The organism is Paenibacillus cisolokensis (assembly GCF_050481165.1).
Lineage (GTDB): Bacteria > Bacillota > Bacilli > Paenibacillales > Paenibacillaceae > Paenibacillus_AH > Paenibacillus_AH cisolokensis.
The window spans coordinates 78,267-98,020 of the sequence record NZ_JBCNFP010000027.1 but is presented as its reverse complement, the minus strand read 5'-3'; the positions used below and the strand labels follow the sequence as shown (position 1 = coordinate 98,020).

Here is a 19,754-nt window from a genome sequence, read left to right as displayed (position 1 = left end):
TTAACTGAGTGATCGCGGGGGATTGACAGGTTGCCAGGACCAATGGTAATATCTTTTTCCTTTCATTTTACAAGACAGGAGGAAATAACCGCCGTGATAACGGTAAAAGGAATCAGCAAATCGTTCAAGGTTCCCAGGCGTTCCTCGGGAATGGGCCAGGCGCTGAAATCGCTGTTCCGCAGGGAATATACGGTCGTTCATGCGCTAAGCGATATCTCCTTCTCCATCGAGCCCGGCGAAATTGTCGGCTACATCGGTCCGAACGGCGCCGGCAAATCGACGACGATCAAAGTGATGAGCGGCATCCTCGTCCCGGACAGCGGAACCTGCACCATCATGGGATACACGCCATGGCGCGACCGCGTCCGTTACGTCAAGCGCATCGGCGTCGTGTTCGGACAGCGCTCCCAATTATGGTGGGACGTCCCCGTTATCGATTCGTTCGAACTGTTGCGCGACATCTACGATGTGCCGGAAAGGGAATATCGCGATACATTAGACTTGTTGACGGAAACGCTCGATTTGAAGCATATCGTGAATACCCCGGTCCGCCAGCTCAGCCTCGGCCAGCGCATGCGCTGCGAAATCGCCGCCTCTCTGCTGCACAACCCAAGCGTCCTCTTCCTCGACGAACCGACGATCGGCCTGGACGCCGTATCGAAAATCGCCGTCCGCCAATTTATCCGGACCATCAACAAGGAAAAAGGCGTCACGATCATTTTGACGACGCACGATATGAACGACATCGAAGCGCTCGCCCGGCGCATTCTGCTGATCGGCAAAGGAAGCCTGCTGTACGACGGCAGCCTGCAGGAGCTGAGAAGCAGGTTCGGCACGCGCAAGACGATTACGGCCGATTACATGGAGCGGCAGGAGCCGCTGGCGATTCCCGGTGTTTCGATCGTGTCGTGGACGCCGGAGCGGGCGGTGCTGAGCGTGGATACGGAACAGGTCATGATGTCCGAAGCGCTGACTCGGCTGGCGGAGCAGGTCGATCTGCTCGACGTCGCGATCGATACGCAGCCGATCGAGGATATCATCGTCCAGTTGTACAAGGAGTATCAAATCTCATGAAAATGTACATTTCCGTCTTCAAGCTCCGTTTCTACAACGGCCTGCAGTACCGGGCGGCGGCGCTGGCCGGTGTGGCGACCCAATTTTTCTGGGGCTTCCTTATCATTATGGTGTTTCAGGCGTTCTACAGCCACGCCGAAGACACGCAGCCGATCTCGCTTCCCCAGCTGACGACATACGTCTGGCTGCAGCAGGCTTTTCTCGCTTTCATCATGCTCTGGTTTCGCGACAACGAGCTGTTCCAGCTCATTACAAGCGGCAACATCGCTTACGAGCTGTGCAGGCCGAGCGGCATCTACAATTTCTGGTATGCCAAGCTGCTGGCGCAGCGCGTCTCGTCCGCGCTTCTACGCAGTCTGCCCATTCTCGGCATTGCGTTCTTCCTTCCCCGTTCTTACCGATTGTCGCTTCCGCCGGATCCGGCCACGCTCGTCCTGTTTCTCGTTACGCTGGTTATCGGGCTGTTCGTGCTCGTTTCCGTCTCGATGCTCATTTACATATCGGTGTTCGTCACGATGTCTCCGGTCGGGTCGCTGCTTATTTTCAGCGTCGCCGGCGAGTTTTTGAGCGGATCGATCATCCCGATTCCGTTGATGCCGGATTGGCTGCAGAATATCGTCCGGCTGTTTCCATTTCATCTGTCCGCCGACTTCCCGTTCCGGGTCTATTCCGGGCATATCCCGAAGGAAGCCGCATTGGCCGGCATCGTCAGCCAGCTTCTTTGGCTTGCCTTCCTCATTCTCGTCGGACGCGCGGCGATGAACCGGGCGCTGCGAAGAGTCGTCGTTCAGGGAGGGTGAAGAGATGAGGCTCTACGTGAAATATTTAATGATCGTGTTCAAATCGCAAATGCAGTACCGCGCCTCGTTCTGGCTCATGACGCTCGGCCAGCTCCTTGTGCCGTTCTCGATTTTTGCCGGCGTCTATTTGCTTTTCGAACGGTTCGGTCAGCTTCAAGGATGGCATTTTTTCGAAGCGGCGCTATGCTTTGCCGTCATTCATATGGCGTTCAGCATCAGCGAATGTTTCGCCCGCGGGTTTGACGCCTTCTCGAGCTTGATCGCAAGCGGCGACTTCGACCGGGTGCTGGTGCGGCCGCGCGGCACGATCGTCCAGGTGCTCGGCTCGAAGTTCGAGTTTACGCGGTTCGGACGTCTGCTGCAAAGCCTGGTCGTACTCGTCTGGGCCGTCTGGAATTTGCCGATCGAATGGACCTTTCTGAAAATCGTCACGCTGCTGTTCATGGTGGCGAGCGGCGTCGCCATCTTCACCGGCATCTTCATGCTGGCGGCCACGATGTGCTTCTGGACCGTACAAGGGCTGGAAGTGGCGAACATCTTTACGGACGGCGGCCGGGAGATGGCCCAATACCCGCTGAACATCTACCGGAAATGGGTGACCCGCTTCTTCACGTTCGTCATCCCTTTCGGCACCGCCAACTATTTGCCGCTCTTGTACATTCTCGATAAAACCGGAAGCGGCGGCCATTGGTACGCAGCCGCTCCGCTCGCCGGCTTCCTGTTCATCCTGCCCTGCCTGCTCGTCTGGCGGATCGGCGTCCGCCATTATCGCTCGACCGGCTCGTAAACATGAAGACGGGGCGTCGGATTGAAATCCGCCGTCCCGTCCGGGTTGACCGCTCTTTTCGTTTTCCGCGACGCAACTTTGCGCTGCAGTTCTTCGACTTTTCGTGAAACCCAACTCTTCGATATGCGACTTTATACGACTTTGCGCCGCAACTTTGCGACGCAACTTTGCGGCTGCAGCTCTTATCGGCGCAGCTTATTGCTGCCCGACCCTATCCGACACCGCCGGCTGCGGACGCAAATAGCGGGCAAGCAGACCGTGCTTCGGCGAGCAGACAAAGCTGAACAGAAAGACAATGCCCGTGGCGAACGCCATCGATCCGGAAATCGATGTGTCCAGCCAGACGGCCATATAATATCCGGCTACCGCTGCCACGACGCCGAAAATTCCGCTGAGTCCCATCATCAAAGACAGCCGGTCCGTCCACAGATAGGCGGCCGCTGCAGGCGTGATGAGCATGGCGACGACCATGATCGCGCCGACCGCGTCGAAGGACGCCACCGTCGTAATCGAGACGAGCGACATGAACACATAGTGCATCAGCGTAACCGGTATGCCGATGCTGGCCGCCAGCGCCGGATCGAACGAGGTGATTTTCCACTCCTTGTAAAAGGCGACGATAACCGCGGCGACAACGGTCAATACGATGACCAATATCAAGGTCGCTTCCGGTATTTCGCCGATCCCGGGCAGCGCGACCTTGTTCCAGGGCACGAACGTGATCTCGCCCATCAGGGCGTGCTTCACGTCGAGATGGGCGTTGCCGGCCTGCGTGGCGATCAGGATGACGCCGATCGCGAACAAGGTCGTGAAGACGACGCCGATCGAGGCATCCTGCTGAACGCCCCGCGATTGAAACCATTGAACCAGCACGGCAGTAAGCAGTCCCGCCGCCACCGCGCCGATCAGCATATGGATGCCGCTCAGCTCGCGCGTCACGAGAAACGCGGCGACGATGCCGAGCAGCACGGTATGGCTGATCGCGTCCGCCATCATCGCCATTCTGCGCAAAATGAGGAGCGTGCCGACAAATCCGCACGACAATCCGACCAGGGAAGCGGTCAGCAGTATCCAAGCGGTATAGCTCATCCCGCGCTCCCCTCCTTCACGCCAGGCTCGCCGCTCCAGGAACGGGCGACGCTCTGCTTCTGCGCGCGCAGCTGAATCGCTTTGACGAGCAGCCCTTTCTGAGCGCCGAACAGAAGCGAAATGACGAACAATGCGGAGGAGGCGACGACGATGAACGGTCCGGTAGGCCAGTTGGCGCTGAATGTGCTGATCAGGGTGCCGCCCATCCCCGACCCGCCGCCGAACAAGGCGGACAGCAGAACCATACGCTTGAACGAATTCGTCCAGTAGCGGGCGCTGACGGACGGTATGATGAGCAGCGCCGCCATCAGAATGACGCCGACGGCCTGAATGCCGATCACGATGACGAGCACCAGCACCCCCAAATAAACGCCGTCCATCAGCCGGCGCGACAGCCCCAGCCCTTTTGCAAAATCAGGATCGAACAGAAACAGCTTCCATTCCTTGAAGGCGGCAAAGACGATCAGAATGACGAGGGCCGCCAGCGCCAACATCGTATATACGTCCTTGCGGACCATCGAGGCCGCCTGGCCGTAAATGAATCCGTCCAGACCGCTCTGGTTGCCGCCCGCCGTCCGGTTGACGATCGTAAGCAGCATGATGCCGAATCCGAAAAATACCGATAAAATGATGCCCATCGCCGTATCTTCCTTGATGCGGCTCGACGAGCGGATCCAGTGGATCAGCAGCGCTCCGGCCAACGCGCTGGCGGCCGCGCCGGCGATCATGACGGGCATCTCTTTGACGCCGACGATGGCGAAGGCGATCACGACACCCGGAAGCGCCGCATGCGACAGCGAGTCGCTCATCAGACTTTGCCGCTTCCAATACGCGAGACAGCCAATCATGCCGGACGCCATGCCGAGAATCAAGGTGCTGAGCAGCACCCACTGCGCATTGGGCGACAATAGTGCGTTCATGACGACAACTCCTTCAGCCAGCGCAGCGCTCCGCCGTACGCGGCGATGACGTTATCTTTCGTAAAGACATCTTCCGTCCGACCGTGCGCAATAACCGTCCGGTTCAGCAGCAGCACGTGATCGAAGTAATCCTCCACGGTCTGCAGATCGTGATGGACGACCATTACCGTCTTGCCGTTTTGCTTCAATTCCTTCAGCGTCTCCATGATCGCCCGCTCGGTGGCGGCATCGACGCCGGCAAGCGGCTCATCCATAAAGTACAGGTCCGCATCCTGAACGAGCGCCCGGGCCAGAAACACCCGCTGCTGCTGGCCGCCGGACAGCTGGCTGATTTGCCGTCCGGCATAATCGGCCATTCCCATCCGGGAGAGGGCTTCCATGGCCATCTCCCGGTGAATGCGCCGCGGCCGCCTCAACCAGCCGATGCGTCCGTACAAGCCCATCATGACGACATCGAGCGCGTCGGTCGGAAAATCCCAATCCACCGATCCGCGCTGCGGCACATAGCCGACCCGCGTTTTGGTCCGGGCCAATGTGGAGCCGAAGAAGGATACGCTGCCCGCAAGCTTCGGATGAAGCTCCAACATCACCTTGAGCAGCGTCGACTTGCCCGCTCCGTTCGGGCCGACGATGCCGGTCAGAGAACCCGGCTGCACATCGAACGACACGTCTCGCAGCACGTTGTTTTTCCGATAGGCCGCCGATACGCCCCGCACCTGTAAAACGGTCATATTATTCGCCTTCTCCCGTCAGTGCATGATAGATCGTTTCAACATTGTGCCGGTACATGCCGATATAAGTGCCTTCCGTCGTTCCCGCTTCACCCATGGCATCCGAGAACAGCTCGCCGCCCAGCTTGACGGTCAGCCCTTTGCTGGCCGCTCCCTCGATAACGGCGTTGATCGTGTTTTTATTGATGCTGCTCTCGACGAAGACGGCCGGTATCCGGTATTCGAGCAGCAGCTTGATCGTGCCGTCGATATCGGCGAGGCTGACCTCGTCTTCGGTGCTCAGCCCTTGCAGACCGATCACCTTCATGTTATAGGCCCGGCCGAAATAGCCGAATGCGTCATGGGCGGTCACCAGCACCCGTTTCTCGTCCGGAATCCGGGCCATCTTGTCCGCCGCTTCCGCCTTCAACTCGTCCAGCTGTTCGAAATATTTCACTTTGTTGGCTTCAAAATATTCGGCATTGCCGGGCGAATGCTTCTTCAGCTCTTCCGTTGCCGATTCCAGAGCCCCCTTCCACAGATCGATATCGAACCAGATATGCGGGTCGACCGCTCCGCCCTCATCCTTGAGCAGCCGATCTTCCGGCGTTGCTTCGGCAATCGCCAGCACCGGCTTGTTCTTGCCGATCTGTTCGAAAATTTCCGTCATGTTGCCCTCGAGATGCAGGCCGCTGTAGAAGACGATATCGCTCTCCTCCAGCTTCCGGATATCCCCCTGCGTCGCGTTGTATAGATGCGGATCGACGCCGGGACCCATCAAGCTTTGCACATTCACCTTGTCTCCCCCGATAACGGAGAGCGGCTCCGCAATTTGTGCGATCGTCGTCACGATATTTACTTTGTCGTCCGCGCCTGCCGCTGCCGGCTCGCCTTCCGTTTCCCCCTTCTGACCGCCGCCGCAGGCTGCAAGCACCAGCGTTAGCGCCAGCATCAGCAACGCGGCACTGACCCATTGCTTTGTTCGTCTTCGTCGTTCTTTTCTCACTTTTGTCTCTCCTCCTATACCGGGACTTGTGTACCGTGCAACGCTTAGACATGCACGACAGCAAATATATTTCCCTTGTGCAATTTTTATTCCTGTATACAAGATAACGATTGTTTTGCTTTGTGTCAATACTTTTTACTAAGGGAAACTTTCGGGACAAAAAAAAGATTAGGCCTTTTCGGCTAACCCCGTTTCGTCGATCGATGCCGGACATGCTTCCTAACTTCGAATGCTGCGAAAAGCGGACATTTGCGGCTTGAGTATAATATGACGAACGGCGAAATGGCCGACATGACCGGTACGACGCGGGAAGGCGTAACCGGCTGCTGAACGAATGGAAAAAGGACGGGATTATCGCGCAGAAGGACGGCCGGCTCGTGATCCGGGATGTCGGCTATTTGCAAAAATGTGCCGATGCGAGCAATGTCCGCAAGAAATATGCCGCATGTGACGGCAAAGAAGAAGCGCCTGGCTCATTCGTCCAAGCGCTTCGTGCCATTGGCGCCATTGACCGTCGCGGCGCATCAGTGTTGCAGGCCGGCGCCGGCGGCCGGCGTTTTCGGTCCGCGGCGGAAGAAGCGGTCCGCCTCTTTACGGAGCAGCGGGAGCACGTACCGGTCCAATCCGAATCGTCCTGCGTTGGCGCCTGCCGTGAGGACCAGCATGCCGAGCAGCATCAGCCACGGATTCGTGCTTACCGTTCCGGCAAAGACGAACATGAAGTTCATCAGCAATCCGAAGAAAGCGGCCGCCACCGTCAACGTTCCGAGAATGAGTCCGAGACCGACCAGCAGCTCGCCCCACGGGATCAGAATGTTGATCAATTTCACATTCGGCAGTGCGAAATGCTCCAGAAATGCCAGGTATGTCGGATATACCGCTTCGCCCGTTGTCTTGTCGGCAACCGGATTGGCGATAGCTCCCTTCAGAAACCCGGTGGCGTCGAAAGGCTTGTCGCCGGTAATTTTGTGCCATCCCGCAGTCAGCCAATGGTAACCGAGAAGGAGGCGAACCCATACGACCAAGCCAGCTGCCCAAACATTTTCTCTCCACCATTTCATCATCTTTGATCACCTCGGTTATTTGTTGTCTTCAGTATATCGCATAGGTCCGGAGAAGTATGTGACAAAAATCACAAACTTTTTTTGGTAACCGAACGTCACCCTTCCGAGGCGGCGCAAAAGAAAAAACGCCTGACGGCGTTTATCCTTGGACGTGGGAAACTCGACTTTCCATCACGTTTCGAACTTTATGACCTTGTCCAGTACAATGCTGAAACGGCTCGCAACTGTCATCTTATCGCCGCTTGATTCTTCCGAACCCGACTCTCGTCTTCGGTTTGAACGACTTCCGCGGCTGAAGCCAGCTGCTCGACTTGCCGCCGGAGCTGCCGCGAGTAATTTTGCCTGTGGAGGAACTCGAGGAAGAGGGAGATTTCCCGAATATGCTTCCGCCGCTGCCAACCTGGCCGGTATCGGCCTTGTGCGAACGTTTGAAGATCGAACCTTTCCGTTCGACGGTCATCGGCGGAACCGCCTTTTTCTCGGTGTCCGTCGGCATGTGGTACGTTCCCGTCTTCGGCTTGTACGTATCGCGATCGTTGTACCCACGGTAGCTGCCGCCGCCGTATCGCCCGTTGTCGAACAAGTCGCTGAGCAGGCTGGCGAGCAAATATCCTTCCAGGAAGCTCATGCTGTAATTGTTGCGGACATATTCCTTGGAGGACACTTCCACAAGCGTATCTTCCGGATTCGCTTCGTCCCGCTGCAGATGCACGATCCGGTCCGAGTAGACGAGGAACATCCGGTCCTCTTGTTCGTCCGAGATCTGGTCCGGCTTGGATGCTTCCGCCAGCTCTTTGGCAACCTCGGGCACCGACTGTCCGGCGGCGCGGTATACATATGACGTTTCCGCTCCGCTTCCATTCACCGATTCGAGCGGGTACGTCTCCTTGATCGTTTGATCGATGCCGCATGCGGCCAGGAGAGGGACGATAAGACTGACGACAAGCAACAGTTTTAAAGCTTTGGACCACTTCTGCCGCAAGCTTCTCCCCCCTAACTGCCGCGCAGGGCGCGAACGTCGGCGGGCAGCACGCTTTCGCCTTCGTACAGCATAAAGCGCCCGTCCTGCCATTCGATTCGAAGCAGCTTGCGGTCGTCGGACTGGTATTGCCATACATGCTGCTCGCCCCCCTGGACGAACGGCGTCCGGCCGACCGCCGTAATAAAGCCGGAGTACTGTTCCTCCAGATGGTACACGCGATCGTCCAGCTCCAGTATGGTCGGCACCTCGTCAACCGCATCCAGCCGGCCGTCGATCGGATCGTATAGCGCATAAGCCGTCCTTTCACGCTCTTCGATCGTCAAGTACCGAATCGTCGATCCGTCCTGCAGCGTCAGCACAATCTGGTTCCTTTGCCGGTTTTGCGTTCGCCCGACAACCTCGTACGTGACAAGCGACACTTCGCATATGTCACCCGGTCCGATCGTCAGCATGCTCGGAGTTGGCTTGAGCGGCTCCGGCTTTCGCATCAAGTTTTTAATCCGTTTGAACAAGCTCATCGCCATCGTCTCCTTCCGCTCATGATGGGTTACAGACATGCTCCGATAATCAGCGCTCCGGTGATGTGGAACGAACCGCCCATCAGCGCATGCGCCATTTTGCCGTCTTTCGTCCCCTGATCCAGATGCAAGCCGAACACCGACCGGAGACCGATGCGCAGCAGCGTCTCCAGCACAAGCAGAATGGCAAACGACAGCGCGGATACGATCAGCGCCTCGCCCAAATGATAGGAAGTCGTAATGGACTGGGACAAAATGTATGCCTGTGCGAGCAGCTTCATGATGAAGCGCGTCGCGACGGCCACATTGCCTTTCTTGATTTCCTCCATATCCTTGTAACCGGTGAACAGCGAATCGATCGCCATCAGCGCGATCAGAAGCACCGCACCCGCGCCCGTCCAAACGAGCATCCCGACATATTCGCTCAATGACATCGGACATCCCCCATTATCGAACCGTCAGCCGCCCGGCATATACAGAAGAAAAAACGCCTTTCGGCACTCGATTGGCATATGCCGCACAATCGCTGCCTTCGGACGTTTCTTCGCAAGAGCGGCGTCGGCTCCTTATTGTTGTTGTTCGTATTTCTTCATCAAGGCAGCAAGCTCGTCTTCGACTTCTTTGTCCTTGCCCAGGGCGGCGAACTCTTCGTCCAGCGATTTGCCTTTGCCGTTCAGCAGCTCGTTGCTCGCTTCGGCCTGCGCTTCCATCTGCAGCATCTTCTCTTCCATCCGTTTCATGCCGGCCGCCGCCGAATCGGTGTTGAAGCCAGCCAGTGACTTGTTGATTTCGGCCTGCGCCTTGGCCGCATTGTAGCGGGCGACAAGCGTTTCCCGCTTGTTCTTCATCTCGGCCAGCTGCTTGCGCATCTCTTCCAGCTTGCTGCGCAAATTGTCGGCTGCCGCTTTGTTCTGGTCGTAGCCGGCCTTGTATTCGTTCATCTTCTGCTCGGCCGCTTTTTTCTCTTCAAGCGCGCGGCGGGCGAGCTCGATGTTTTGCATTTGCGCTGCCGTGTGGGCCTGCTCGTCACGCTTCTTCACAAGCGCGGCTTGTTCTTCATACAGCTGCTTGAACTTCTTCTCAATCGCAATTTGCGCGGCGACCGCCTTTTCCGCATCTTCGAGATCTTCCTGCATGTCGCGAATGTACTGGTCGGTCAGCTTGATCGGGTCCTCCGCTTTCTCGATCAAAGCGTAGATGTTCGACAACGTCAGGTCGCGCAATCGTTTGAAAATGGACATTCTGTTTCGGCCTCCTCCGGATCTTCCAGGTCTGATATGGTTTATGCTCATTTCTACGCAAAAGATCGGTCCGCGTTTCAATATTTTTTTGTTTTTCTTGTAGTGATGACCGCGTTATACGTGATACAATAGTGCGAGACGAAGAACGTCCTTATTGCCGTTTACGCGGGCAAGGGGACGTTTCTTTTTTTATCATGCGGGAGGGATTGTATGATGAATTTTGAAGAAGCGCATCAAGCGTTTATCGCCCATCATGCGAGCCGCAGAACCGGGGAACGCAAAGGAAGATTGCTGAGAGGCCACAACTATGCGGAAAAATTGCTGCTCCAAAATGTATGGTGGCCGCTGTTCGGGTCGTTCGATTACTTGCATCCGGAATATGAAATCTACGATTGGAACCGAAAGTCGCAATTTCTCGATTTCGCCTTTCTTCCGCCCTTCGGACGATTCGGACTGGAATGCGACGGTTTCCAAAGCCATGTCAAAGACATGGACCGCGAAAAATTCAGCTATTCCTTAAACCGGGACACTTTTTTGACCGGAATGGGATGGCGAATCATCCACTTCTCCTTCGACGATGTCCAGTATAGGCCAGAAGTTTGCCGCATGCTGCTGAAGCTGGTGATCAGCCCGTATCTGATGCGGAACGCGGAAGAGCGCCCTGGCCCGGTGCCGGCAGCCGAAAAAGAAGTTCTGCGATTGGCATGGGAAATGGGCAGACCGATCCGCCCCATCGATGTGACGGAACACTTCAGCGTAAATTATCGGACAGCCCGCAAATGGCTGAAAAGTCTGGCCCTGAAAGGCTTTCTCTATCCGATCGATCGAGGCGGGAAGATTCGCTATTATGAATTGAAAACCGGCAACCCCGAACTGCTGTTGTAAAAAGCCAATGCCCGATTTGATTGTACTTCATACAACCAAACCGGGCATTTTGGACTCTCTGCACCGTTTTTATTGCATATCATGCAATGATATCGCCTTGAAACGGCATTTAGAGTGGGATTTCTTAGATTTTATTGTACAGTTTACAATTAAAATGGGCATTAGAGGTTCGTTGCATCGTTTGATTGTAAATCATGCAATTATATCGCATCATGCAATTCATGACGATATCCACCAGCTCCAGTTTAATTGCAATGCATGCAATTATATCGTGTGATGCCGTTATATCGCGCTCTCCGTCAACTCCAGCTCGATGACCGTATCGATTTCGTCGGGCAGTTCCGCGCCTTTCAGCGTAATGAACGCCCCGCTCTCGATATCGGAGTATTGTTCGGCCATCCACGGCGTCTCCACCTTCAGCTCGCTGCCGTCCCGCAGCAGCCTCGCTTTCTTGATCTTTCCTTTCAACCCTTGGAAATAGATGGGGCCGATGCCGCGGTCGAAGACGTGTGCATACAGCTTGTTGCCCTTCTGCGTGTAGCGCCCCCACTCCGGCTTCGGCAGGGTAGAAGCGCCGCAGCCGTATATGCTCTCTCCGTTCCGACGCATCCATTCGCCAACTTCGCTCAATATGTTCAGCGACTCGCGGGGAATTTCACCTTTGGCGTCCGGGCCGACGTTGAGCAGCAGATTGCCGTTCTTGCTGACGCATTCGACGAGCGAGCGGATCACCTGTTTGGGCGACTTGTAATTCCGATCTTCGGAATGATAGCCCCAATGGTCGTTCAGCGTAATGCACGCTTCCCACGGCACTTCATTGCCGTTCGCGTCGACGATGCCGCCCGGCGGAATGATCTGCTCCGGCGAGAAGAAATCACCCGCGTATTCCTCCGGCTCGGCCGCCAGAATGTTGCCGCCCAGACGGTTGCCGATAATAAGGTTCGGCTGGATCGAGCGGATCATCCGGACGAGCTCGGTCGCGCGCCATTTCTCGCCGGTCATATTGTCGTGAGAGAAATCGAACCACATGATGTCGATCGGACCGTAGTTGGTCAGCAGTTCTTTCACCTGGCCGTGCATATAGTCCAGATACCGGTCGAAATCGATCGGCTTGTCTTTCGCCGCTTCGTTGTCCCGGTCCGGATGCGCTCTGTCGCCATAACCCGGGTAATCGTCATGATGCCAGTCGATAAGCGAATAGTACAATCCGACCTTGATGCCTTCGGCCCGGAAAGCGTCAACATATTCGCGGACGAGATCACGGCCGGCCGGCGTATTCGTCGCTTTAAAATCGGTCAGCTTGCTGTCGAACAGACAGAAGCCGTCATGGTGCTTCGTCGTCAGCACCGCGTACTTCTGGCCCGCCTGCTTGGCCGCCTTGGCCCAGGCTTTCGGATCGTACCGGGACGCGTCGAATTCCTCGAAATACCGCATATATTGCTGGCGGCTCATCCGCTCGTTGCCGCGCACCCATTCACCTCTGGCAGGTATCGAATAAAGCCCCCAGTGAATGAACATCCCGAAGCGGTCGTGCAAAAACCAGCGCGTTCTTTCTTCCCTTGTCTTCATCCGGCATCTTCCCTCCATTTATAAAAATGTTTTACGCCGATCCGGTTCCTGATAACGTTTCCGAAAACGAAATCTTCCCAGTCTCCCCCACTGCCGCAGTTGCATACCGGTCCGTCCCGGATTCCTAGCTGATACTGTGAACGCGGTCGGCAAGCGAACGAAGCGCCGCCGGGTCGATCGGCGCCAAATTCGATTGGCCGTAACGAACGGCCGAGCCGAAATGCACTTCCTTCACGCCCGTCTGCCTGATAAACGAGGCAATACTGTCCGGCTTCAAGCCGCTTCCGGCCAAAATGGTGACCGAACCGCCGCGCGCCTCTTCGACCAGCCGCCGCATCGCTGGCACCGCTTCTGTAGCCGGCTGCGGTCCTGCGGATGTTAATACCCGTGTAATTTGCGGATACCGGCTTAGTGTCCGCAACCCTTCAAGCTGGTCCTCCAGCTCGTCAAACGCCCGATGGAACGTCACTTGCAGCCCGCCTGTCAGCGGCAGCAGCGTCTCGAGCGCCCGCTCGTCGATCTTGCCTTCCGGCGTCAAGGCGCCGAGCACGACGCCGGCAGCGCCGCTATTTGCAATCGCCCTGATCTCCGCCGCCATCGTCTCGATATCATGCTTGGCATAAACGAACGAGCGGCTGTGCGGCCGAACCATGACAAAGACCGGAATCCGCACGGACTTTGCAACCTGCTCGACCAATCCGATTCCCGGCGTCAAGCCGCCCTCCGTAATGGCCGTAATCAATTCGATACGATCCGCTCCGTTCTCCTCCGCCGTCAAAGCATCGTCCATACATGTCGCGATGACTTCCAATACCATGAACCTTGTCCTCCCGCTCTCCCGAGAATTGAATCCGCGCCGATTACCGCTGCGCGCGCTTCACGGCATAATCGGCCAGCAGCCGGGCGCCGTAGCCGGTTGCGCCCGCTTCCGAATAGCCGACATCTTGTTTGTATTGTACTGTCCCGGCCATATCGATGTGGACCCATCTCATCGAATCGGTCACGAACCGGCGAAGGAAGAGAGCCGCCGTTATCGCCCCCGCCAGCGTCGAGCCGCTCACATTGCGCAAATCGGCATAATCGCTGCGCAGCTCCGCTTCGTACTCATCCATAAGCGGCATCGGCCAGAGGCGCTCGCCGTTGCGTTCGCCGATCTCGACAAGCTCGCGCGTCATCTCCTCGTCGCCCCATATCCCCGCGATGCCGAGGCCGAGCGCCACCCCGATATTGCCGGTCAGCGTGGCGATATCGATCGCTTCCGCGGCGCCGATATTCGCCGCGTGGATGAGCGCATCCGCGAGGATGAGCCGCCCTTCGCCATCGGTGTTCGCGACCTGAACGGTCAGGCCGTTCGGATAGCGAATGACCGAGGAAGGCAGCATCGCCCGGGAATCCGGCAAGTTGTCGACGACCGGTATAAGTGCGGTCACATTCACCTTGGCGCGTTCCCGCAGCAATATATCCATCGCGCCGACGACTGCGGCCGCTCCGCCCATGTCCATTCGCGCGTCGCTAATGTCGCGGCCGGTTTTCACATTCATGCCGCCCATATCGAACGTGACGCCTTTGCCGACCAGCGCCAGCATCGGCAGCCGCGGATCGCCTTCATAGCGGATTTCGACGAGTGCCGGTTCATGCCTGCCGCCCGCGCCTACGGCGATCAAGCCGTTCATCCGGCGCTCCGCCAGCTCCTGCCCGCGATAGACGCGCACCTTCACCGGCGCGTCGTCGCGGCTGAAATATTCGGCCATCCATTCGGCGAACCGCTCCGGGTTAAGCGCTTCGGGCGGCTCGTTTACCCGGTCGCGGGCCAGCATGACGCCCGCCGTCCGGTTGCGCGCCGTTCGAACGACCGCTTCCAGCTCATCGCCGGACATCTCCGGCCAATCCTCCGAACGCAGCAGCAGCTCGACATCGCCTTCCGTCTTCGTCGCTTGGCGGAAGGCGTCGAACCGATAGAGGCCAAGCATCCAGCCTTCCAGCCAGGCTTGCAGCCATTCGGCCGCCGCAATGCCGCCGGCGACGGTGACGGCAGCGCCCGAAAGGCCCGACGGCTCGCGCACGAGCAAAGCGTTGCCGCGGCCTTCACGCAGCAGCGCACGGGCGCTCGCGCCGCCGGCGCGGCGAACCCGCTCGAGCGTCAGCTCGCCGCGCCTGCCCATGCCCGCCGCCAGCACGTCATCGTCTCCTTCCGTCCGGCCGTACAACCAGGTGACGGACTCGGCCTTCCTGCCGGCTTCCCCGAGCCGGAACGGGAACGGTTCGTCCGCATAAGCCGGATATACGAGCGCGGCTGGCGCAGCGGCGGCGTCAATCAGCACCTTCATCGCGCTTCGCCCCCGCGAACGATTTTTTCCATCCTTCGATTTCACCGATCGGCCCTTCTTTCATCCCCGTTCTCCTCCTTCCGCCATGACCGGCTGCGTTTCCGCATCCGCTGTGGCGTCCCTTCACGGAATTTGATACTCCAATTTCAGGCCTGCCATTCGAACACGGCGCGGCGCATGCCGACCTCCGTGCCGGCGTCATTGACAATCGTGTTGGGCGCGAGCGCGTACAGCCGTTCGATGGTCTCCCGGTTGCCGTAGCCGATCCGCTCCAATATCGAAGCGATAATACAGGGCCATACATGCTCGGCGCCGTCGGATACTTTGAGCGCAATGCCGAGCCGCTCCTTACGCAACCCGATGGCGTATACGCCTTTCGCCCCGCCTTTGGCGACCAGATTGGCGTCGCGCAGCAGCGCAGAGCATACGAATTTCGTATCGGCGATCATGTCGGGATATTCGTTCATCAGCTTGGCGATCGCAGCCGCAGCGTCGCGGGTGTCGGCATCGCCGATCAAATCCGGGCAAGCGAGCTTCAAATACGACAGCGCAATTTTGCGAAGCGGAAGCGCGAAGATCGGCAATCCGCAGCCGTCGATGCCTCGCGGAATCTTCTCCTTCGGCACCTCTGCGAAATAGGCGACCGTCTCCAATATTTCCCGCTGCACCGGGTGGTCCGGCTCATAATACGTCCGCATATCCCATCCCATATGCTTGCTGAGCGCGATCAACCCGGCATGCTTGCCCGAGCAGTTGTGGAAAATGCGCCGCTTCGGCTCATGCGCCCGGTAACGCTCCGCTCTGGCGTCCTCGTTCAGCGGATAGGAGGCGCCGCAGCGCAGAATGTCTTCGCTGATGCCGATTTTCCGATACATCGATTCGAGCGCTTCGATATGGAACGCCTCACCTCGATGGGATGCGGCAAACAGCGCCGCTTCCTGTCCGGTCAAACCGTACACGTCCGGAATGCGCCGCTTCATAGCGGGAATCGCCTGAAACGGCTTGGCGGCCGACCGGAGAAACGTTATATGCTCCGGATTGCCGGCTTTATGGACTACGCTTCCTTTCTCATCGACGACGCAAATCGCGCCATTGTGCACATTTTCCAGCACGCCGCCGCGATACTCTTCTACCAATGCGGTAAATCCCATCTTCGCTTACCTCCCGATCAATTTAAATCGCCTTTTTCAATTTCCGGAACCTCCGGGTTACGACAGCTCGAAAAAACGGTTTTGCGACAACAGCCCCGAGCCGATGACGACGCCGCGTTCGTTTAGCTCGGAACGGTGAAACGCAAACGATCCGCGCAGCGGCTCCCAAATAAAACGCGAATGACAAAGCACTTCCACTTCTTCGTACACTTCCGGAATTTTGTCCACCAGCTCCCCGCTCAAGATGACACTGTCGGGATTGTACATGCAAACGATATTGTTGACCGTAAGCGCCATATACATGAGTGCCCGTTCGATCAACTGCACCGCCCATTGTTCGCCCGATCGCCTCGCCTCGAACAGTTCTTCGATCGTGCGGATCGGACGGATGCGGTTCGCTTCCGACAATAGCGAGCTGATATTAATGTAGGTTTGCAGACAGCCCGTTTTGCCGCACTCGCACATCATGCCGTTCGGGTCCACTGTCGTATGCCCGATCTCGCCGGCGCTGTTCGTCTCGCCCCGGTAAATTTCCCCTTCCAGAATAAGCGCCGAACCGACGCCATTGCCGAAGCCGAGCAACGCGGTGCGGCTCGAGCCGATCGCGACGCCTTTCAGATGCTCGGCAAGCGCCTTCACTTTCAATTCATTGTCGACGGCGACTTCGTATCCGGTCAGTTCCTTCAGCCTATCGGCAAGCGCGACATTTTTCCAGCCGAGCTGTACGGAGAACATGACGATCCCCTTCTCGTTGTTTATGATACCGGGGAGACCGACGCCAATGCCGACGATGCGGGTCCGGTCGATTTCCTGAAGCTTCGTAAGCCCGTCGATCGCCTCGCTGATCCGCGCGATCGTCTTGTCGGGGCTTTCATCCGGATCGCGCGGATATTTGCCGCCGCATAGCAGATTGCCCTGTAAATCGACGATGCCGACGTTCATATGGCCGCGATCCAGCTCCACGCCGATCGACAACACCGAAGCGCTCACGATATCGAGGAGCGTCGACTTCCTGCCAATGCCTTCCGATACTTGATCGGACTCGAACAGATAGCCCTGTTCGGTCAGCTCGGCCACAATTCGGCTAACCGTCGTCGGGCTCATGCCCGTTCGTTTGGCAATGGCGGCACGGGAGATCGGATGATGGTTTTTAATCATCTCAAATACGGTAAGCCGATTTTGTCGCCTGATATAATCTTGATCATGCTTTTTCACGAACCAATCACCCTATTTTTTTCTCCACTGCATTAATTATAAAAGAAAACTAAAAAACCGTCCTCAAAAAAACGCCGTTTCCCCTTAAAATTATTGACCTTCCTCCGACCTTTTCTCCAGTGATGTTATTAATATAATTCATTGCCTTATGTTGAGTCCATATCCGGGCAACATCATATTGAAGAATATATGGAAATGAAACCGTTAGTTCCGAAATAAAAATAAAAGCTGCAGACCTGAAGACTACTCTTCAACCCGCAGCAAGTTCAGAATATAAGATTGTAAATCGACGATGCGCAGCCGCTCCGGCTTCCGGTCCGTGCCATATACGATCAGCGGAACAATCGATTCCGTCTCATGAAGCGACCCGTGCCCGCCTCCTCCGCGATGCTTCGGCGAACTGTGGCCCGTAAACTCGTAGCCTTGCTTGGCCGTAATGACGATGAACTCCCCGTCGTGTGAGTGGAGCGCGCCGTACAGTCTTCTTAACCCGTCCGGATATTGGCCGTAGCTCACATGCTTTCGCAGATCGACCTTTACATCGAGCAGCGCCGCGTTCGGACCTAACGTCCACTTCTGCCCGTACTCGTCTTTGGCGCGGCCGCCGGGCTTGTACTTGAACTCCGAACCCGAACCCGGTCTTGCGACATGAATCCACTTACCCTCTTTCCAGGAAATCAATTCGATACGCGGCTCACGCTGCAATTCGCGGACAAGTTCCTTTAACGATCGGTCGGGTTTGAGATTGTACACGTAAGCCATCGTTTCGTTCACCGCCAGCGCAATGTCCGTCTTCTGCGATGCGGTTTCCCCGGGACGCATGATCGCGTATCGCTGAAACAAATCGGTCAGATCGATAACCGGATTGCCGCTGCGCGGCAAGATGGAGCTCATGCCGCTGTCGCCGACAATGAGGATGACCGCCTGTTCCTGCGCGGCTTCGGGCGAGCCGAAAGCTTGCAGCACCCGCTGCAGCTGCCCGTCCAGCTTGATCAGCCCGTCCAAATGCGAGGGGCCTTTCTTGTGAAGCTCGTGATCTTGGTCGGGTCGGCCACGAACACGATCACTTTTTTCGAATGCGGCTTCGTTCTCGATTGGATATGTACAAGATCGTTTTCACGCGGTTTCGGTTTGCCGCCATCGCAGCCCGCGCCAACGGCGATAATAAGGGCCAGAAGCAGCAGACGGGTTAACCTTGACAATGCCATCCCACCTTTTACGAAATATGAGAATGGTATTAGACTACCCTTCCGGCCATCTGCCTTATTCGAAAAAAACACGCCCTGCCAGATCGTCACGATCCGAGAAGCGCGTGTTGAAACGAGGCAGTACGACGCCTAGCCGATCGAGAACGTCCGTCCTCCCCGGTCCTCGGCCGAATCGTATGCATCAAATTGAAAGCCGTCTTTCATCCGGAATAGCTTCCCGTCAAGCAGAAGGCGAGTGCGATTAGAGCCATAAAACAAAATGTTCACCGTATAATGGCTATAGATGAAAAGCAGCCGGTCCGCTACCCGATTTGCTTCCTGTTCAATTTCGAAGCCAACCTCTTGTATGTTTCACATGCCCCCCCTCCTTACCCGCTGCAGGAAGAGACGATCGCGACGAAGGCGGCAATCGTAAGCACCGCGCCGCTTACCCTGCCCAAGGTCAGCGCCAGATCGCTCGGTTCTGCGTCCCTGAACTTCCATCCGTCCTTCAACCACCACATCGCGCGCGGAAACAGAACGTTGATGATGCCGACGATCAGCATCAGCATACCGACGAGAAACAACGAGGCGTTGAACGATCGGCCGCCATCCGACAGTTGCCGTCCTGCCGATATCCGGTTGAAATCGACTGCGAGCTGAACAATGTCGGAATGGCCCAGGCTCGGGATTTCATCCGCGTCGTAATAAGGCAGCGCCGACCCGTCCGCCGTTATATTGCCGGATATCGTCCGTCCGTTCGGAGCGTCGATCTTGACCATCCGGTCGGAAGTGTCCACGGTCGCTTCGTACTTGCCGTCGTCAAGCTCGAACGTGAAGGTTTGCCTGTTTTGCAGCAAATTCCCGGTCGTACCGTGCTGGACGGCCGAGAAGGATTCGACTTCGAACCGGATCCGATCGCCCGATTCCGAAACGAACGTCAACGATTTCGTATCCGCAGCTTCCCCGGAGCTTTCATCCAGTTCATAGACTTTCCCTTCATAGGTCAGCGTCCGCGGCGCGCCGTTCCCGCATGCGCCGAGCGCCGCCGCCAGCAGCGCCAGCAGTCCCGCTGCAAACCATCTTTTCCATCTTATTCCGCTTATGCTCATCCCTCTTCCCTCTTCCCTCTTCCATCTTCCCGGTGGTAACTCTTGCTGTTATCTTACTACGAACACGACCGGGCCGGGGTCTCAAACATCAAAATAATTGCCTGGACTATATCCCTT

At 57.0% G+C, this 19,754-nt stretch carries 21 protein-coding genes; 4 read left to right on the top strand and 17 right to left on the bottom strand.

The window, feature by feature from the left end; all coding sequences use genetic code 11:
- Positions 1-93: 93 nt before the first annotated feature.
- From ABEV74_RS05135 to ABEV74_RS05125, 3 genes are read left to right on the top strand one after another with little or no spacing between them, the layout of a single operon-like run.
- Positions 94-1,074 (top strand): ABC transporter ATP-binding protein, encoded by a 981-nt coding sequence (locus ABEV74_RS05135; protein WP_235593155.1) that lies wholly within the window; start codon positions 94-96, stop codon positions 1,072-1,074.
- Positions 1,071-1,874, top strand: coding sequence for an ABC transporter permease (locus tag ABEV74_RS05130; protein ID WP_430143932.1), 804 nt, complete (start codon positions 1,071-1,073; stop codon positions 1,872-1,874). The genes ABEV74_RS05135 and ABEV74_RS05130 overlap by 4 nt, the downstream gene beginning before the upstream one ends.
- Positions 1,875-1,878: 4 nt before the next feature.
- Complete coding sequence (locus ABEV74_RS05125; RefSeq protein ID WP_430143929.1) at positions 1,879-2,661, top strand: ABC transporter permease; 783 nt, start codon at positions 1,879-1,881, stop codon at positions 2,659-2,661.
- Positions 2,662-2,856: 195 nt separating this feature from the next.
- Here ABEV74_RS05125 and ABEV74_RS05120 read toward each other — a convergent pair whose 3' ends face one another.
- The 9 genes from ABEV74_RS05120 to ABEV74_RS05080 all read right to left on the bottom strand — a co-directional run bounded on the left by ABEV74_RS05120 (position 2,857) and on the right by ABEV74_RS05080 (position 10,191).
- The gene (locus ABEV74_RS05120) at positions 2,857-3,750 is read right to left on the bottom strand and encodes a metal ABC transporter permease (protein WP_430143926.1); all 894 of its coding nucleotides are present in this window, start codon (positions 3,748-3,750) and stop codon (positions 2,857-2,859) included.
- Positions 3,747-4,670 carry a metal ABC transporter permease gene (locus tag ABEV74_RS05115; RefSeq protein WP_430143923.1) on the bottom strand — a complete coding sequence of 308 codons (924 nt, stop codon included), beginning with the start codon at positions 4,668-4,670 and terminating at the stop codon, positions 3,747-3,749. The genes ABEV74_RS05120 and ABEV74_RS05115 overlap by 4 nt, the downstream gene beginning before the upstream one ends.
- Positions 4,667-5,401: a metal ABC transporter ATP-binding protein gene (locus tag ABEV74_RS05110; RefSeq protein WP_062493143.1), complete on the bottom strand. Its 735-nt coding sequence runs from the start codon at positions 5,399-5,401 to the stop codon at positions 4,667-4,669. Before ABEV74_RS05110 ends, ABEV74_RS05115 begins: the two co-directional genes overlap by 4 nt.
- A 1-nt stretch (position 5,402) precedes the next feature.
- On the bottom strand, positions 5,403-6,332 hold the full coding sequence (locus tag ABEV74_RS05105; protein WP_430143952.1) for a metal ABC transporter solute-binding protein, Zn/Mn family: 930 nt from the start codon (positions 6,330-6,332) through the stop codon (positions 5,403-5,405).
- Between the two features lie 578 nt (positions 6,333-6,910).
- Entirely contained in the window at positions 6,911-7,450 is a 540-nt protein-coding gene (locus ABEV74_RS05100) for a DoxX family membrane protein (RefSeq protein WP_430143921.1), read from the bottom strand.
- Positions 7,451-7,682: 232 nt separating this feature from the next.
- On the bottom strand, positions 7,683-8,432 hold the full coding sequence (locus ABEV74_RS05095; protein WP_244863702.1) for a DUF4247 domain-containing protein: 750 nt from the start codon (positions 8,430-8,432) through the stop codon (positions 7,683-7,685).
- A gap of 11 nt (positions 8,433-8,443) precedes the next feature.
- A complete protein-coding gene (locus ABEV74_RS05090) occupies positions 8,444-8,950 on the bottom strand; it encodes a DUF4178 domain-containing protein (RefSeq protein WP_062493145.1) in 507 nt (168 codons plus the stop codon).
- Between the two features lie 29 nt (positions 8,951-8,979).
- Positions 8,980-9,384 (bottom strand): DUF350 domain-containing protein, encoded by a 405-nt coding sequence (locus tag ABEV74_RS05085; RefSeq protein ID WP_062493146.1) that lies wholly within the window; start codon positions 9,382-9,384, stop codon positions 8,980-8,982.
- 132 nt (positions 9,385-9,516) lie between these two features.
- On the bottom strand, positions 9,517-10,191 hold the full coding sequence (locus tag ABEV74_RS05080; protein WP_430143916.1) for a PspA/IM30 family protein: 675 nt from the start codon (positions 10,189-10,191) through the stop codon (positions 9,517-9,519).
- Between the two features lie 213 nt (positions 10,192-10,404).
- Here ABEV74_RS05080 and ABEV74_RS05075 point away from each other — a divergent pair, with 213 nt between their 5' ends.
- Entirely contained in the window at positions 10,405-11,076 is a 672-nt protein-coding gene (locus ABEV74_RS05075; protein ID WP_062493148.1) for a PDDEXK family nuclease, read from the top strand.
- Between the two features lie 282 nt (positions 11,077-11,358).
- Here ABEV74_RS05075 and ABEV74_RS05070 read toward each other — a convergent pair whose 3' ends face one another.
- From ABEV74_RS05070 to ABEV74_RS05035, 8 genes are all read right to left on the bottom strand, one after another.
- A complete protein-coding gene (locus tag ABEV74_RS05070) occupies positions 11,359-12,645 on the bottom strand; it encodes an alpha-L-fucosidase (protein ID WP_430143914.1) in 1,287 nt (428 codons plus the stop codon).
- Positions 12,646-12,769: 124 nt separating this feature from the next.
- The gene (locus tag ABEV74_RS05065; RefSeq protein WP_430143911.1) at positions 12,770-13,462 is read right to left on the bottom strand and encodes a copper homeostasis protein CutC; all 693 of its coding nucleotides are present in this window, start codon (positions 13,460-13,462) and stop codon (positions 12,770-12,772) included.
- 43 nt (positions 13,463-13,505) lie between these two features.
- Complete coding sequence (locus ABEV74_RS05060; protein ID WP_430143908.1) at positions 13,506-15,017, bottom strand: leucyl aminopeptidase family protein; 1,512 nt, start codon at positions 15,015-15,017, stop codon at positions 13,506-13,508.
- 101 nt (positions 15,018-15,118) lie between these two features.
- Positions 15,119-16,123, bottom strand: coding sequence for an asparaginase (locus ABEV74_RS05055; protein WP_430143905.1), 1,005 nt, complete (start codon positions 16,121-16,123; stop codon positions 15,119-15,121).
- Positions 16,124-16,180: 57 nt separating this feature from the next.
- On the bottom strand, positions 16,181-17,338 hold the full coding sequence (locus tag ABEV74_RS05050) for an ROK family transcriptional regulator (RefSeq protein ID WP_430143904.1): 1,158 nt from the start codon (positions 17,336-17,338) through the stop codon (positions 16,181-16,183).
- 243 nt (positions 17,339-17,581) lie between these two features.
- Positions 17,582-18,343: a hypothetical protein gene (locus ABEV74_RS05045; RefSeq protein ID WP_430143902.1), complete on the bottom strand. Its 762-nt coding sequence runs from the start codon at positions 18,341-18,343 to the stop codon at positions 17,582-17,584.
- Positions 18,331-18,540: a hypothetical protein gene (locus ABEV74_RS05040; protein WP_430143901.1), complete on the bottom strand. Its 210-nt coding sequence runs from the start codon at positions 18,538-18,540 to the stop codon at positions 18,331-18,333. The genes ABEV74_RS05045 and ABEV74_RS05040 overlap by 13 nt, the downstream gene beginning before the upstream one ends.
- 374 nt (positions 18,541-18,914) lie before the next feature.
- Entirely contained in the window at positions 18,915-19,637 is a 723-nt protein-coding gene (locus ABEV74_RS05035) for a DUF6199 family natural product biosynthesis protein (RefSeq protein WP_430143898.1), read from the bottom strand.
- Positions 19,638-19,754: the final 117 nt, after the last annotated feature.